The organism is Streptomyces sp. NPDC024698, assembly GCF_055559015.1.
Window position 1 is genome coordinate 153,279 of record NZ_JBVHLK010000017.1, and the last position, 15,403, is coordinate 168,681.

10 protein-coding genes are annotated in these 15,403 nt (G+C 71.2%); 5 read left to right on the forward strand and 5 right to left on the reverse strand.

What is annotated here, in order from left to right:
• Positions 1–30: 30 nt before the first annotated feature.
• The 3 genes from ACZ4AA_RS29450 to ACZ4AA_RS29460 all read right to left on the reverse strand — a co-directional run bounded on the left by ACZ4AA_RS29450 (position 31) and on the right by ACZ4AA_RS29460 (position 2,669).
• Positions 31–1,137 carry an amidohydrolase family protein gene (locus ACZ4AA_RS29450; RefSeq protein WP_467609458.1) on the reverse strand — a complete coding sequence of 369 codons (1,107 nt, stop codon included), beginning with the start codon at positions 1,135–1,137 and terminating at the stop codon, positions 31–33.
• A gap of 128 nt (positions 1,138–1,265) precedes the next feature.
• A complete protein-coding gene (locus tag ACZ4AA_RS29455) occupies positions 1,266–1,622 on the reverse strand; it encodes a hypothetical protein (RefSeq protein WP_467609460.1) in 357 nt (118 codons plus the stop codon).
• Between the two features lie 93 nt (positions 1,623–1,715).
• Complete coding sequence (locus ACZ4AA_RS29460) at positions 1,716–2,669, reverse strand: heme o synthase (RefSeq protein WP_467609484.1); 954 nt, start codon at positions 2,667–2,669, stop codon at positions 1,716–1,718.
• Positions 2,670–3,022: 353 nt separating this feature from the next.
• Here ACZ4AA_RS29460 and tkt point away from each other — a divergent pair, with 353 nt between their 5' ends.
• Genes tkt through pgl form a run of 5 tightly spaced genes read left to right on the forward strand, consistent with a single transcriptional unit; the run spans position 3,023 to position 9,628 of the window.
• Complete coding sequence (gene tkt, locus ACZ4AA_RS29465) at positions 3,023–5,110, forward strand: transketolase (protein ID WP_467609462.1); 2,088 nt, start codon at positions 3,023–3,025, stop codon at positions 5,108–5,110.
• A gap of 34 nt (positions 5,111–5,144) precedes the next feature.
• Positions 5,145–6,263, forward strand: coding sequence for a transaldolase (gene tal / locus ACZ4AA_RS29470; RefSeq protein ID WP_467609464.1), 1,119 nt, complete (start codon positions 5,145–5,147; stop codon positions 6,261–6,263).
• A gap of 1 nt (position 6,264) precedes the next feature.
• Positions 6,265–7,791, forward strand: coding sequence for a glucose-6-phosphate dehydrogenase (zwf, locus tag ACZ4AA_RS29475; protein ID WP_467609486.1), 1,527 nt, complete (start codon positions 6,265–6,267; stop codon positions 7,789–7,791).
• Positions 7,788–8,849: a glucose-6-phosphate dehydrogenase assembly protein OpcA gene (opcA, locus tag ACZ4AA_RS29480; RefSeq protein WP_467609466.1), complete on the forward strand. Its 1,062-nt coding sequence runs from the start codon at positions 7,788–7,790 to the stop codon at positions 8,847–8,849. The genes zwf and opcA overlap by 4 nt, the downstream gene beginning before the upstream one ends.
• Entirely contained in the window at positions 8,846–9,628 is a 783-nt protein-coding gene (gene pgl / locus ACZ4AA_RS29485; RefSeq protein ID WP_467609468.1) for a 6-phosphogluconolactonase, read from the forward strand. The genes opcA and pgl overlap by 4 nt, the downstream gene beginning before the upstream one ends.
• Before the next feature lie 304 nt (positions 9,629–9,932).
• Here the strand turns inward: pgl and ACZ4AA_RS29490 are convergent, their stop codons facing one another.
• Together ACZ4AA_RS29490 and ACZ4AA_RS29495 are read right to left on the reverse strand one after the other, a co-directional pair.
• A complete protein-coding gene (locus tag ACZ4AA_RS29490) occupies positions 9,933–14,951 on the reverse strand; it encodes a DUF3320 domain-containing protein (RefSeq protein WP_467609470.1) in 5,019 nt (1,672 codons plus the stop codon).
• 296 nt (positions 14,952–15,247) lie between these two features.
• Positions 15,248–15,403: hypothetical protein (locus ACZ4AA_RS29495; RefSeq protein WP_467609488.1), on the reverse strand; the 156-nt coding region annotated here is incomplete at its 5' end.

Sequence of the window (15,403 nt, forward strand, 5' to 3'; positions counted from 1 at the left end):
CGCCCTCGCACCGCCGGGGCCCGCGGGCGCTCACTCCAGCCCGTAGACCCGCCGGGCGTTTCCCGCCGCGATCAGGGCCGCGACCCGCTGGGCGTCGGCCAGTGACCAGGCCCCCTCGGCGACCCAGGTGCCGAGCACCCGTGCGAGCGCCTCGCGGAAGAGGTGTGCTCCGACCACATGGAGTTCGGGCAGGCCGCGCGCCCCGCTGGAGAAGAGGAGCTTGCCGAAGGGGGCCAGCTCCAGGATCTCGGCGAGGACGGCGGCCGACCGCGCGCCGGTGCGCACCAGGGCGGCGCCCAGGTCGGCGTAGACGTGCGGGAAGACCTCGGCGAGGTGGGCCGCGTGCCGTTGGTAGGGGTAGCCGTGCAGCAGGACCAGGTCGGTGCCCAGGCCCGCCGTGGCGCGGGCGAAGTCGGTGAGCAGCACGGGGTCGGTGCGGTCGATGCGCTGCCCGGGTTCGCCGAGTCCGGCGTGCAGTTGCAGGGGCAGGCCCGACGCGACCGCGATCCACAGCAGATGGCGGAGCAGGACCGGGTCGGTGAGGGTCCCGCCCACCCGGCGGCCGGCGAGCCAGCGTCCCGCCGCGCCCCGCACCTCTCCGGGTCCCGGCGGTTCGGGCGCGAGGGCCAGACCGTGCCGCACGCCCGCCACGGAGGTGAAGGCCACGGCGTTCGCGGCGGCTCCGTGGACGGATTCGGCGAGGTTGGCGAGAAAGGCCTCGACGGTTCCCGAGGTGTCGGCGACCTGTTCGGCGAGCGGTTCCAGCCGGACGATCTCGTGCGCGCTGGCGGCTCCGGTGGAGGCCATCTCGCCCGGCCCGGTCAGATCGCCGGGCAGCCCGGTGTCGACGAGATACGTGGTGACGCCGCTGCCGCGCAGCAGTCTTCGCCCCGATTCCAGGACGCCCAGTTCACGGCGCCTGGCCAGATAGCGGGCCGGCGTGCAGTGCGGTTCGAGTCCGAGCAGGGGCGGGCACCAGCGCCGTACGGCGAAACCGGTCTGGGTGTCGAAGAAGGTGGTGCCGGCGGCCGGTGGGCCCCCGGTTCTGGAGAGGTGGGCCTCGAACGTGCCGAGGCCCAGCTCCGTCCGCAGCACGCCGTGGCAGTACTGATCCACGAGGGACGGCGTTTCGATCATCCGGACTCCCCGCGAGATGGACCGTCGTTTCTCAGGTCCTAACGGCCGAGCCGGGTGTCAGGTGTTGGTCGCGCACACCCCGTGCGAACAGCCGACGATGGCCGGCCGTCCGTGCGAGGGGTCAGGTGTCAGTCGTCGGAGGGACCGCCGAGCTGGATGCCGGCCATGCGCTTCCACTCGTAAGGGCCGGTCTTCACCTTGGCCGCAAATTCGCCGTCGAAGGTCTCGTGGACGGTGATCCCGGCCTTCTTGACGGCGTTCTCGGCGATCTCGTAGCTCGTCGCCACGAGGTCGCCCCAGCCGCCGTCCTCGCCCACGAGGACGATCCGGGCGCCGCGCTGTCCGATGTACGCGACCTGCGCCTCGGCGCCGCCGTGCGCCTTGGAGAAGGCGGTGATCCGCTGCGCGAGCTTGGCGGCGGCGCGGTCGGCCCTGGGGTCCTGGACGGTGCCGGGGGTCTCGTCGATCTGCTCGGTGTCTGCCATGGCCAGGATGCTACCGACGGGTAGATCGAACGGCGACGGGAGGGGTGCGTGGCCTTGACCACGCACCCCTCCCGTCCAGGCTTTCCAGGCTGTCTAGCGGAGGAAGGGGTCCACCGCGACGGCCACGAAGAGGATCGACACGTAGGTGATCGACCAGTGGAACAGCCGCATCTCCTTCAGCTTGACGCCCGACACCTCGGCCTTGGCGCGGTTCTGGAGGCCGTGCGCCTCCCAGAGCCAGAACCCGCCCGCGCCCAGCGCGACCACGGTGTAGAACCAGCCGGTGTAGCCGAGCGGGGTCAGCAGCAGCGAGACCGCGACCATCACCCAGCTGTAGAGGACGATCTGGCGGGCGACCACCTTGTTGCTCGCGACGACCGGCAGCATCGGCACGCCCACGCGCGCGTAGTCGTCCTTCACCTTCATCGACAGCGGCCAGTAGTGCGGCGGCGTCCAGAAGAACATGACGAGGAAGAGGATGACCGGCGCCCAGGACAGCGAGTCCGTGACGGACGACCAGCCGATGAGCACGGGCAGACAACCGGCGATGCCGCCCCAGACGATGTTCTGGGAGGTACGCCGTTTGAGGATCATCGTATAGACGACGACGTAGAAGAGGAGCGCTCCGAGCGACAGCCAGGCGGACAGCCAGTTGACGGCGAGACCGAACAGCAGGGTCGACACGACCGCCAGCGCGATGCCGAAGGCGAGGCACTCACGGGGGCTGACCATGCCGGTGACGAGCGGACGCTGCGAGGTGCGCTCCATGAGGGCGTCGATGTCGCGGTCGATGTACATGTTCAGCGCGTTGGCGCCGCCCGCGGACAGATAACCGCCGAGGCAGGTGAGGAGCACCAGCTTCAGATCGGGCACACCCTGCTGGGCCAGGAACATCACCGGAACGGTGGTGATCAGCAACAGCTCGATGATCCGCGGCTTGGTCAGCGCCACGAACGCCTTCAGACGGGCCCCGAACGGCCGCTGACCCCGGCTGCTGCTCGTCCCGAGAACACCCGCTGGACGGGATTCGACGGCCGTCACGCACACCCCTGACAGAGACATCCCAGCGGGCCCCGGGATGAATTCCCCGCAAAGGCCCGCGCGTACCACGCCACTCTAGACGTTGCCCAGACCCCGGCATTCGCGGGGGTGCGCCCGTGTTGAACAGTGCGGCCGGAAGAGCTGATCGAGACTCGATTGAGCACTCGGACGAGCGGCTCCGTATTCATGTGCCGAACACGGAACGGCCTAGTCGGGAGGCGGATCCCGATGAGTCCCGGCAGTCTGGAATGACTCGAAAAAACGCGCGTACTCACGGGGGTAGGCTCGACAACGGCCGGGGCGCCCAGTGCACCGGCAATTCGACATGTGTGACATGTGGAGAGGAGCCCTGACCCAGGGTGAGCACCAAGCCGACCACCACAGACCTCGAGTGGACCGAGCTGGACCAGCGGGCCGTGGACACCGCCCGCGTCCTAGCCGCCGACGCCGTACAGAAGGTCGGCAACGGCCATCCCGGTACGGCCATGAGCCTGGCGCCCGCCGCCTACACCCTCTTCCAGAAGGTGATGCGGCACGACCCGTCGGACACCGACTGGGTTGGACGCGACCGCTTCGTGCTGTCCGCCGGCCATTCGTCCCTGACCCTCTACACCCAGCTCTACCTGGCCGGTTTCGGCCTGGAGCTGACGGACCTGGAGTCCTTCAGGACCTGGGGCAGCAGGACCCCCGGACACCCCGAGTACGGTCACACGCCGGGCGTGGAGACCACGACCGGTCCGCTCGGCCAGGGTGTCGCCAACGCGGTGGGCATGGCGATGGCCGCCCGCTACGAGCGCGGTCTGTTCGACCCCGACGCGCCCCAGGGCGAGTCCCCCTTCGACCACTTCATCTACGCGATCGCCGGTGACGGCTGCCTCCAGGAGGGCATCTCCGCGGAGGCCTCGTCCATGGCCGGGCACCAGGAGCTCGGCAATCTGATCCTGCTGTGGGACGACAACCACATCTCGATCGAGGGCGACACCGAGACCGCGGTCTCCGAGGACACGGTCAAGCGCTACGAGGCGTACGGCTGGCACGTGCAGCGGATCGCCCCGAAGCCGGACGGCGACCTCGACCCGCACGCCATCTACAACGCGATCGAGGCCGCGAAGAAGGTGACGGACAAGCCGTCCTTCATCGCGATGCGCTCGATCATCGCCTGGCCCGCCCCGAACGCGCAGAACACCGAGGCCGCCCACGGCTCGGCGCTCGGCGACGACGAGGTCGCCGCCACCAAGCGTGTCCTCGGCTTCGACCCGGAGAAGTCCTTCGACGTCGCCGCCGAGGTGCTGGCCCACACCCGCCAGGCGCTGGACCGCGGTGCCCAGGCCAAGGCCGAGTGGGAGAAGGGCTACGCCGCCTGGCGTACCGCCAGCCCGGAGCGCGCGGCGGAGTACGACCGCATCGCGGCGGCGGAGCTGCCGAGCGGCTGGGAGGAGAAGCTCCCCGTCTTCGAGGCGGGCACGGGTGTGGCCACCCGCGCCGCGTCCGGCAAGGTCCTCCAGGCCCTCGGCGCGGTCATCCCCGAGCTGTGGGGCGGCTCCGCCGACCTTGCCGGCTCGAACAACACCACGATCGACAAGACCAGCTCGTTCCTCCCGGCGGACAACCCGCTGCCGGAGGCGAACCCGTACGGCCGCACGATCCACTTCGGCATCCGCGAGCACTCCATGGCCGCGGAGATGAACGGCATCGCGCTGCACGGCAACACGCGTATCTACGGCGGCACCTTCCTGGTGTTCTCCGACTACATGCGCAACTCGGTCCGCCTGTCGGCCCTGATGCACCTGCCGGTGACGTACGTGTGGACGCACGACTCGATCGGCCTCGGCGAGGACGGCCCCACCCACCAGCCGGTCGAGCACCTCGCCTCGCTGCGCGCCATCCCCGGCCTGAACGTCGTCCGCCCCGCGGACGCCAACGAGACGGCCATCGCCTGGCGCGAGATCCTCAGGCGCTACACCAAGGTGTTCGGCAAGGGCGCCCCGCACGGTCTGGCGCTGACCCGGCAGGGCGTGCCGACGTACGAGGCGGACGAGAACGCCGCCAAGGGCGGTTACGTGCTGTTCGAGGCCGAGGGCGGCGCGCCCGAGGTCATCCTGATCGGCACCGGCTCCGAGGTGCACGTGGCCGTCGAGGCGCGTGAGCAGCTCCAGGCCGCGGGCATCCCCACGCGGGTCGTCTCCATGCCGTGTGTGGAGTGGTTCGACGAGCAGGACCAGGGGTACCGGGACAGCGTCCTGCCGCCCTCCGTGAAGGCCCGTGTCTCGGTCGAGGCCGGAATCGGTCTCACCTGGCACCGGTTCGTCGGAGACGCCGGACGCATTGTCTCGCTGGAGCACTTCGGTGCTTCGGCCGACGCCAAGGTGCTCTTCCGCGAATTCGGTTTCACCGCCGAGAACGTCGCGGAAGCCGCCCGGGAATCGATCGCCGCAGCCCAGCGCTGACGCCGACATACGACACGTAGGAGATGCAATTTCCATGACAGACGCACTCAAGCGCCTCTCCGAGGAAGGCGTCGCGATCTGGCTGGACGACCTGTCGCGCAAGCGGATCACGTCCGGCAATCTCGCCGAGCTGATCGACCAGCAGCACGTCGTCGGCGTCACCACCAACCCGTCGATCTTCCAGAAGGCGATCAGCAGCGGAGACGGTTACGAGCAGCAGGTCACCGAGCTCGCCGCCCGCAAGGTCACCGTCGAAGAGGCCCTGCGCATGATCACCACGGCGGACGTCCGCGACGCCGCCGACATCCTGCGGCCCGTCTTCGACGCGTCCGGCGGCCAGGACGGCCGGGTCTCCATCGAGGTCGACCCCCGTCTGGCGCACAACACCACGGCGACGATCGCCGAGGCCAAGCAGCTCGCCTGGCTGGTCGACCGCCCCAACACCCTCATCAAGATCCCGGCCACCAAGGCGGGTCTGCCGGCGATCACCGAGGTCATCGGCCTCGGCATCAGCGTCAACGTCACGCTGATCTTCTCGCTGGAGCGCTACCGCGAGGTCATGGACGCCTATCTGGCGGGCCTGGAGAAGGCCAAGGAGCGCGGCCTGGACCTCTCGAAGATCCACTCCGTGGCGTCCTTCTTCGTGTCCCGCGTGGACACCGAGATCGACAAGCGCCTCGACGCCCAGGGCACCCCCGAGGCCAAGGCCGCCCGCGGCAAGGCGGGCGTCGCCAACGCCCGGCTCGCCTACCAGGCGTACGAGGAGGTCTTCTCGACGGACCGCTGGGCCGTCCTCGACCGGGCGCAGGCCAACAAGCAGCGTCCGCTGTGGGCCTCGACCGGCGTCAAGGACCCCGCGTACAAGGACACCCTGTACGTCGACGAGCTCGTCGCACCGAACACCGTGAACACCATGCCGGAGGCCACGCTGGAGGCCACCGAGGACCACGGGCAGATCACCGGCGACACCATCGCCGGTACGTACGAGCAGTCCCGCGCCGAACTCGACGCCGTCGAGAAGCTCGGGATCTCGTACGACGACGTGGTCCAGCTCCTTGAGGACGAGGGCGTCGAGAAGTTCGAGTCCGCCTGGAACGACCTGCTCAAGTCGACCGAGGCGGAGCTCCGGCGCCTCGCCCCTTCGGAGGGCTGAAATCTTGTCGAGCAGCAACCCGCTGCGTGACCCCGCAGACCGACGGCTCCCGCGTATCGCGGGGCCGTCGGGCCTGGTCATCTTCGGCGTCACGGGCGATTTGTCACGTAAAAAGCTGATGCCCGCGGTGTACGACCTCGCCAACCGGGGTCTGCTGCCGCCGGGCTTCTCGCTCGTCGGGTTCGCCCGCCGCGAGTGGGCCCACGAGGACTTCGCCCAGGAGGTCCACGACGCGGTCAAGGAGCACTCCCGCACCCCCTTCCGCGAGGAGGTCTGGCAGCAGCTCGTCCAGGGGATGCGCTTCGTCCAGGGCACCTTCGACGACGACGACGCCTTCGACCGGCTGCGCTCCACCATCGAGGAACTGGACAAGGCGCAGGGCACGGGCGGCAACTTCGCCTTCTACCTGTCCGTGCCGCCGTCCGCGTTCCCGGTGGTCATCCAGCAGCTGAAGAAGCACAAGCTGGCGGAGCAGTCGGGCGGCTCCTGGCGCCGCGCCGTCATCGAGAAGCCCTTCGGCCACGACCTCGCGTCCGCCGAGGACCTCAACGCGATCGTGCACGAGGTATTCGCCCCTGACCAGGTCTTCCGCATCGACCACTACCTCGGCAAGGAGACCGTCCAGAACATCCTGGCGCTCCGCTTCGCCAACACGATGTTCGAGCCGATCTGGAACCGGTCGTTCGTCGACCACGTGCAGATCACGATGGCCGAGGACATCGGCATCGGCGGCCGCGCCGGCTACTACGACGGCATCGGCGCCGCCCGTGACGTCATCCAGAACCACCTGCTCCAGCTGATGGCGCTGACCGCCATGGAGGAGCCCTCCTCCTTCGACGCGGACGCGCTCGCGGCGGAGAAGACCAAGGTGCTCAGCGCGACCAGGCTCCCGAAAGACCTGGGCAAGAGCACGGTCCGGGGCCAGTACGCGGCGGGGTGGCAGGGCGGCGAGAAGGTCGTCGGCTACCTCCAGGAGGACGGCATCGACCCCAAGTCGAAGACCGACACCTTCGCCGCGATCAAGGTGGAGGTGGACAACCGCCGCTGGGCGGGCGTCCCGTTCTACCTGCGTACCGGCAAGCGGCTCGGCCGGCGCGTCACCGAGATCGCGGTCGTCTTCCAGCGCGCCCCGCACTCCCCCTTCGACCACACGGCGACGGAGGAGCTGGGCCAGAACGCGATCGTCTTCCGCGTCCAGCCCGACGAGGGCGTCACGGTCCGCTTCGGCTCCAAGGTCCCCGGCACCTCCATGGAGATCCGGGACGTCTCGATGGACTTCGCGTACGGCGAGTCCTTCACGGAGTCGAGCCCGGAGGCGTACGAACGTCTGATCCTCGACGTGCTGCTCGGTGACTCGAACCTCTTCCCGCGCACGGAGGAGGTCGAGCTGTCCTGGAAGATCCTCGACCCGATCGAGCGGTACTGGGACAAGCACGGCAAGCCCGCGCAGTACCCCTCGGGCACCTGGGGACCCGTCGAGGCGGACGAGATGCTCGAACGAGACGGACGGAGCTGGCGTCGCCCATGAAGACCGATCTCACGGACACCACGGCCAGCAAGGTCAACAAGGCGCTCGTCCAGGGCCGCCGCGCCATCGGCACACCCGCCGTCGGCATGGTGCTCACCCTCGTCATCGTCACCGACGAGGAGAACGCCTACGACGCCCTGAAGGCCGCCAACGAGGCCTCGCGCGAGCACCCCTCGCGTACCCTCGTGGTCATCAAGCGCGTCTCCCGCTCGCCCCGCGACCGCACGACGTCGCGGCTCGACGCCGAGGTGCGGCTCGGGGCGGAGGCGGGCACCGGCGAGACGGTGGTGCTGCGCCTGTACGGCGAGGTGATCAACCACGCCCAGTCGGTCGTGCTGCCGCTGCTGCTGCCGGACGCCCCCGTCGTCGTCTGGTGGCCGGTCAACGCGCCGCTCGACCCGGCGAAGGACCCGCTCGGCGCGCTCGCGCAGCGCCGGGTGACCGACACCTACGCGGCCGAGGCCCCGGTACGGGAGCTCAACGCCCGCGCCGAGGCCTACACCCCGGGCGACACGGACCTGTCGTGGACCCGCATCACGCCGTGGCGTTCGATGCTGGCCGCGGCCCTGGACCAGGTCACCTGCGACGTGGACGCGGTCGAGGTGGAGGGCGAGGAGTTCAACCCGAGCTGCGAGCTGCTCGCGATGTGGCTCGCGGACCGGCTGGAGGTCCCCGTCAAGCGGTCGCTGTCCTCGGGTCCCGGCCTCACCGCGGTCCGGCTGGACACGAGCTGCGGCCCGATCGTCCTGGACCGCGCCGACGGCACCCTCGCCACGCTGTCCATCCAGGGGCAGCCCGACCGCGCGGTGGCGCTCAAGCGCCGGGAGACGGCCGAGCTGATGGCGGAGGAGCTGCGCCGCCTCGACCCGGACGACACCTACGCCTCGGCGCTGCGCTTCGGCGTGGACCGGCTGAACGCCCCGGCGGACACCGCCGGGTCCACGTCCTCGGGCGGCACCGCGACCGCCACGAAGGCGGCCCCGGTCGCCAAGGACTCCCCCGCCGGGGTGGCCGAGAGGCTCGCCAAGAAGGCGGCGGGCAAGGCGGCCGCCGAGTGAACACTCCGCAGCTCGTCGTCCACCGCGACAAGGAACTGATGGCCGAGGCCGCGGCGGCACGGCTGATCACGAAGATCGTGGACGCGCAGGCCTCGCGCGGCTCCGCGTCGATCGTGCTCACCGGCGGGCGCAACGGCAACGGGCTCCTCGCGGCGCTCGCGTCCGCGCCCGCCCGGGACGCCGTCGACTGGGCGCGTCTGGACCTGTGGTGGGGCGACGAGCGCTACCTCCCCGAGGGCGACCCCGACCGCAACGACACGCAGGCCCGCGCGGCCCTGCTCGACGCGGTGCCGCTGGACCCGGCGCGGGTGCACACGATGCCCGCGTCCGACGGTCCCTACGGCGCCGACGTCGAGGCGGCGGCGGAGTCGTACGCGGCGGAGCTCGCGAAGGCCGCCGGGCCCGAGAACCACGGTCCGGTCCCGGCCTTCGACGTGCTGATGCTGGGCGTCGGCCCGGACACGCACGTGGCCTCGCTCTTCCCGGAGCTGCCCGCGGTGCGGGAGACGGAGCGGACGGTGGTGGGCGTGCACGGCGCGCCCAAGCCGCCGCCGACCCGGATCTCGCTGACCCTGCCCGCGATCCGCTCCGCCCGTGAGGTGTGGCTGCTCGCGGCCGGGGAGGACAAGGCGGAGGCGGCCGCGATCGCCCTGTCGGGCGCGGGCGAGATCCAGGCCCCGGCCGCCGGGGCGTACGGCCGCTCCCGCACCCTGTGGCTCCTGGACGCGGCGGCGGCGTCCCAGCTGCCGCGGGCGCTGTATCCACCGGCGTCCGCCTGAACGGCTGAACGGCTGAGCGGCTGAGCGGCTGAGCGGCTGAGCGGCTGAGCGGCTGAGCCACGGAACCGCTGAACGGGGCGGCAGGGTCACGAGACCCTGCCGCCCCGGCACGTTCCACCCCACCGCACGGCTCGCGACGCGGCCTCCCCGCCCGCGGGCGGGGCGGGTCCCGCCGCCGGGCGGGTGGGGGTCCGGCGGCTGCACCCCGCCCCAACGGCCCCTGTCAGCCGACCAAGTGGCCGTGCCCCGCCACAACGGCCCCCGCCAGTTGACCGAGTGGCCGTGCCCCGCCACAACGGCCCCGTCAGCGGGCCGAGTTGACGCGGCCGAGGTCGCCCTCCAGCCGGCCCCGTCGGCGCAGTTCCGCGATGTCGGCCGCGAGGCGGTCGCGGATGTCCTTGCCCGTACGGCGCCATCCGAAGAACTCGCAGGCCTGCTTGATCAGCTCGTCCTCGGACATGCCGGGGCACTCGGCGGCCAGCTCGCACAGCGCCACGTACCGCTCCGCGGGGGCGATGTGCAGGACCTTGCGGGCCGAGTCACCGCCCTCCGGACGCCGGGCGCCGACGACGGCGTGGCCCTCCGTGGCGAAGAACGCCCCGTCCACGGCCACGCGCCCCGAGGACACCAGCGTGCGCGCCACCTCCCGGACGTTGTCCCGGATACGGCTGCCCGCCCTGGCGACCCCCCACGCCTCGCGCGCCCGCTGCACCAGCAGGTCCTCGTGGATGGGCCCCTCGACCTCGATGACCCGTGCCAGGAGCCTGCGCAACGCGGGGCGGGCCTCGGGCGTGTGCAGTTCGTGGCTCGGCCGCAGCACCACCGTCTCGGTCCGGTACACCGTGCTCCAGTCACGTTCCGCGTCACCGTCGACCGGCACCCGCTCGTACGCAGGCTCCGCCGGCCCCGGCAGGATCGGCGCGGTGGCCGGCACACCCACACCGGCCACCGGCATCGGCGCGGCCGGATCATCGGCCGGTTCCCCGGAGGACGGCCCCTCCGGGGAGCCGGCCCTCGTCCGTTCCCCCGCCGACAACGACGGCGGCGCGGCCGGCGCCGGGACGGACGCGGGAAGAGGCCCCTGGGCGATCGCCCCGTCGACCGCCTCCCGCAGTCGCAGCTCGGCGGCCGCGCGCCCGCGGTACCAGTCGGTGCCCCAGATCCGGTGGAGCCGCCAGCCGAGTCCGTTCAGGACCTGCTCCCGCAGCCGGTCCCGGTCCCTGGCCGCCCGGGAGGAGTGGTACATGGCACCGTCGCACTCGATGCCGAGCGCGTAGGCACCGGGCAGTCGTGGATGGCGCAGGCCGATGTCGATGCGGTAGCCGGCGACGCCGACCTGCGGCTGCACCTGGTGGCCCCAGTCCCGCAGGACGGCGAGGACGGACTCCTCGAACGGGCTGTCCGGCTCGGCGTCCGCCTGGACGACGTCGCGAGCGAGGACGGAGGGCCCGTTCTCCGCGTACTCGAGATAGCGCTTCAGGTACTGCACGCTCTCGTTGGAGCTGTCGGACAGGCTCGTGCCCCGGAAGGACGAGACGACCTCCATGCGGTAACGGGCGCGGGTCACCGCCACATTGAGGCGGCGCCAGCCCCCGCCCTTGTTGACGGGCCCGAAGTTCAGTCCCAGCTTGCCGTGTTCATCGGGGCCGTACCCCACGGACATGATCATCACGTCGCGCTCGTCGCCCTGGACGGATTCCAGGTTCTTCACGAAGAAGCCGTCGAGACGGTCCTCGGTGAAGCAGTGGTCGAGATCGGGGCGCGCGAGCCTCGCCTGCTGCACGGCCTGGTCGATGGCCGAGGCCTGGGCCTGGGAGAGCGCGACGACGCCCAGCGTCCTGCCGGGCCGGGTGTCGAAGTGGTGCAGGACGCGCCGGGCGACGAAGTCCGCCTCCAGGCGGTTGTCGCTCCGCCCGCCGCGGTCGTACACGCCGTCGGCCCGGAGGAAGGCCACGCCGACGTCGTTGCCCTCGTCCAGTGCTCCGGGGAACGTCACCATCGCGTTGCCGTAGAACTCCCGGTTGCTGAAGGTGATCAGGTTCTCGTGACGGCTGCGGTAGTGCCAGCGGAGCGGCAGTTCACGCATGGCGCCGGCCTTGCAGGCGTGCAGCAGGGACTCGAAGGAGTCCGGGACGTCCTGCGTGTACTCGTCCGAGTCGTCGTCCACCGAGGAGTCGAAGAACGAGGTGGGCGGCAGCTGTTTGTCGTCACCGGCCACGACGAGCGTGCGCCCCCGGTAGACGCAGTTGACCGCGTCACTGGGCCGGACCTGGGACGCCTCGTCGAAGACCACGACGTCGAAGTGGAAGTCCGGAGGCAGGAACTGACTGACCGTCAAGGGGCTCATCATGAAGCAGGGCTTGATCGACTGGACCACGTCCCGGGTCCTGCCGAGCAGTTCCCGCACCGGCATGTGCCGGGTCTTCTTCTCCGCCTCCCGGACGATGACGGCACCCGCTCCCCCGGCGAACCGGCGCGGGCGCCGCTTGTTGCAGGCCTCGATGACGGCGCCGCCCGCGGCGGCGATCAGCCGGCGGTCGGCGTCCTGGAAGTCGCTCACCCGCGCGTCGAGGTCGTCGGAGCGGGATCGGCGCAGGCGGGTGTCGCTCGCGAGGATGCCGTCGGCCCAGGCGCGCAGCACCGCCTGTTCGACGACATCGGACAGCCGGCCGGGTTCGACACCCCGCTCGGCCGCGCTCCTCACGAGGTCGTCCGCACCGTGGCGGGCGAGCACGGCGAGGCCGTCGACATGGGCGTGCCAGATCTCCGGCCCCTGCTCGTCGCCCCGCAGGACCGCGATCGACTGGTGGGCCTGGTCGAAGAGGCCCAGCAGACCGGCCGAGAGCTGGGTGCGGCGCGCGGTGTCGAACAGAGCGAGCAGATCCTCGGCGGACCGGGTCCAGCGGTCGGCCCGGGCGGCGACCGTGGCGCACCAGGCGGTGAGCGACTGCCGGATGTTCTCGGCGAGCAGCCGCGGGAGCCGGTCCGTGTCGGCGTCGCAGGAGAGCCGCTCGGCGAGCGTCTCGCGGTGGCCGGCGTCCTGGCCGAGGACGGCGATGCGGTCGGCCGTGGACAGCGCGAGGCCGAGGTCCGCCAGGGCCTCCCCCGTGCGCGGAAGATAGCGGCCGAGGAGAGCGGTGTGGCGCTCGGTCAGCCGGGAGAGTTCGGCGGCGGCCCCGCGCCAGGCGAGCGCGTCCTCCAGTCGCCCGGGCAGTGATCTGTCCCAGAGGCTGTCGCGTGCGAGCGCGGCCACGGCCGAGCGGTCCTCCTTGTACTGGGCCGAGAAGCGCCCCATCAGTCCGCGGTGGCGACCGGCGAACCGGTCCGCCAGTTCCCGCAGTTCGGCACAGGCGAGCACCTGCTCGCCGAAGACGTCCGAGGCCCGGTCACGGGCCGTGGCCTCGGCTTCCAGGGCACGGCGCAGCTCCGCCGCCGCCGTGTGCGCCCGGTGCAGGGCGTCCTGTTCGAACCAGCCGCGTGGCGGCAGATGGCTGTGGTCCGTCAGATCGGCGAGCTCGCACAGGGCGAACGCGGCCTCCGCCCGGTCTGCCTTGGGCAGACCGAACAGGTCGGCCAGCTGCGCGACGTGGGCCGACACGTCGTCCGGGAGGCCGCCGTCCGCGGGCGCCGTCCCCTCCGGGTCCGGGAGCCCCGCCCGCAAGGAGCGGACCAGGGCGCGGACTTCGTGGACCGAGCGGGGTTCGTCCTGCGTCGCCGCGAAGGGACGCCGACCCGTCGCGGTCACCAGGGCGTCGAGGGCGTCGGCGGCCTCGGAGACCACCTGATGGGGGGAGGCGCCGGTCAGTCCGCGCCAGGGGAAGGAATCGCCCTCGACGGCCGGACGCCAGGCGCGGCCGACCGTCCGGGAGGCGGTGGCGAGTTCCTGGAGGGCACCGGCGGTCAGGTCACGGACGGCTCCGGCGTTCTCGGCGGCGAGCGGCAGCCGGGGCGTGTGGGACCGCTCCAGCAGGACGAGCCGTCCGAGGACGTCGTGCAGGCTGCGGTCCAGGGGCTCGCGGGTCTCGTTCATGGCGGCGGCGTAGGCGGACAGCTCTTCGCGCAGGGTGCGGGCCCGCTCCAGTTCATGCTCCGCGGCGCCGGTCACCCGGACCTCGGTGGTCAGCACCCGCGCGAGTTCGGTGGCCACCGCCTTCTTGCTGGTGTCACCGCTGTGCAGCGCCATCACGAAGTCCCCGAGTCCCACACCGCGCAACCGGTTGCGTACGACGTCGAGCGCCGCGGCCTTCTCGCTGACGAACAGCACGCTGCGCCCCGCGTGCATGAGCGCGGCGATCATGTTGGTGATGGTCTGGCTCTTGCCGGTGCCGGGCGGGCCGCTCATCACGAAGGACCGCTGGTCGAGGGCGGCGGCGATGCACTGCCGCTGTGAGGCGTCGGCGTCGAGGACCAGAGGGGTCCGCTCGGGCAGTTGGACGTCGTCGATGCGATCCAGGTCGACCGGTTCGAAGGCGATCAGGTCGTCGGGCAGACCGGAGTCGGGTCCGAGGGCGACGGCACGGACCAGCGGATGGCCGAGCACCTGCTCCTCGTTCTGCTGGAGGTCCTGGTACATGGCCTCCCGGTGCGAGGCGAACAGGCCGAGCACCACCCGTTCCTCCACGGACCAGTCCTTCTGGCCGACCGCGGCCGACCGGGCGGCGGCCATCACGGCGGACGGGTCCGTGACGTCGGCGGCGGTGACCCGGCTCCAGTCGACACCGAGCCGTTCCAGTTTCACGGCGAGCGCCGGATTGTGGATACGGTCCTGGTCGTCGGCCAGGTGGAGGCGGCAGCGCCGGTTGCTGTCCCTGCGCAGTTCGACCGGGACGAGGAGCAGGGGGGCGGCGCTGCCCTGATCGGCGCCGGCCTCGCGCCAGTCGAGCATGCCGACGCCGAGCCACAGCACCCACAGGCCGTAGTCGTTGTACATCTGGCCGGACTTCTGCCGCAGTTGGTACAGCGAACTGTCCAGTGAGGCCTGGGTGGCCTTCTGCGTGACCAGTCCGGCCCGGGGCCGTCGCCCGCCGGACACGGGCCTTTCGCCACCCGTCTGCTCGCCACCCGTCCGCTCGTCCCCCGGCTCCTCGGCGTCAGCGGTCTCGACGACGGGGGCGAACTCCCAGCCCTTGGCGAGATCGGCGAGAAGCGCGTCCGCGGACGGCGTGGTGATCTCCAGGGTCGCCGTTCTGGTGTGCTTGAAGTTCAGCAGCCGGTTGCGCCCGCCCATGTCCAGCAGAGAGTTGCGCCATCCATCGAGAACGGCCTTCAGCCGGTCGAGACCTGGATCCTCGGCGGCGTACACGGTGCGGGACTGATCGGGCATACGGCGAATACCTCCTGGGCGTCGGTGCGCAGGGGTCGCCACCTCACAGGCCCCCCTGGAGGTAACTCCCTATCAGCTCACCCGTAGCGGCACGCCAGAGATCGTCGACAAGATATGCGCCCGTTGTGAAGAAATCGAACACATGATGTGGGGGTGTACGCCCTCACGTTCGATTCACTTGACACATCGCTCACCCGACCCGTCCGCCCCCGCCCCCTGGGGCGATCGCCGCCTCGGCGATCGGGGAGGTACGGGAAGCGGGCGGACTCCCGCCGCCCGCTTCCCCTCAGACAGGCTCAACGACCGCGCAGGGCGCGGTACTTGGCGACGAGGGCCTGGGTCGACGCGTCCAGTCCTGGGACGTCCGCGCCCTCGGTGAGGGCGGGCTCGACGCGCTTGGCGAGCACCTTGCCGAGTTCGACGCCCCACTGGTCGAAGGAGTCGATGTTCCA

What these genes read in the sequence shown, in the direction of transcription:
- ACZ4AA_RS29490 (WP_467609470.1), bottom strand. Translation starts at nt 14,951, where the DNA reads ATGCCCGATCAGTCCCGCACCGTGTACGCCGCCGAGGATCCAGGTCTC.
- ACZ4AA_RS29450 (WP_467609458.1), bottom strand. Translation starts at nt 1,137, where the DNA reads ATGATCGAAACGCCGTCCCTCGTGGATCAGTACTGCCACGGCGTGCTG.
- opcA (WP_467609466.1), top strand. Translation starts at nt 7,788, where the DNA reads ATGAAGACCGATCTCACGGACACCACGGCCAGCAAGGTCAACAAGGCG.
- tal (WP_467609464.1), top strand. Translation starts at nt 5,145, where the DNA reads ATGACAGACGCACTCAAGCGCCTCTCCGAGGAAGGCGTCGCGATCTGG.
- ACZ4AA_RS29455 (WP_467609460.1), bottom strand. Translation starts at nt 1,622, where the DNA reads ATGGCAGACACCGAGCAGATCGACGAGACCCCCGGCACCGTCCAGGAC.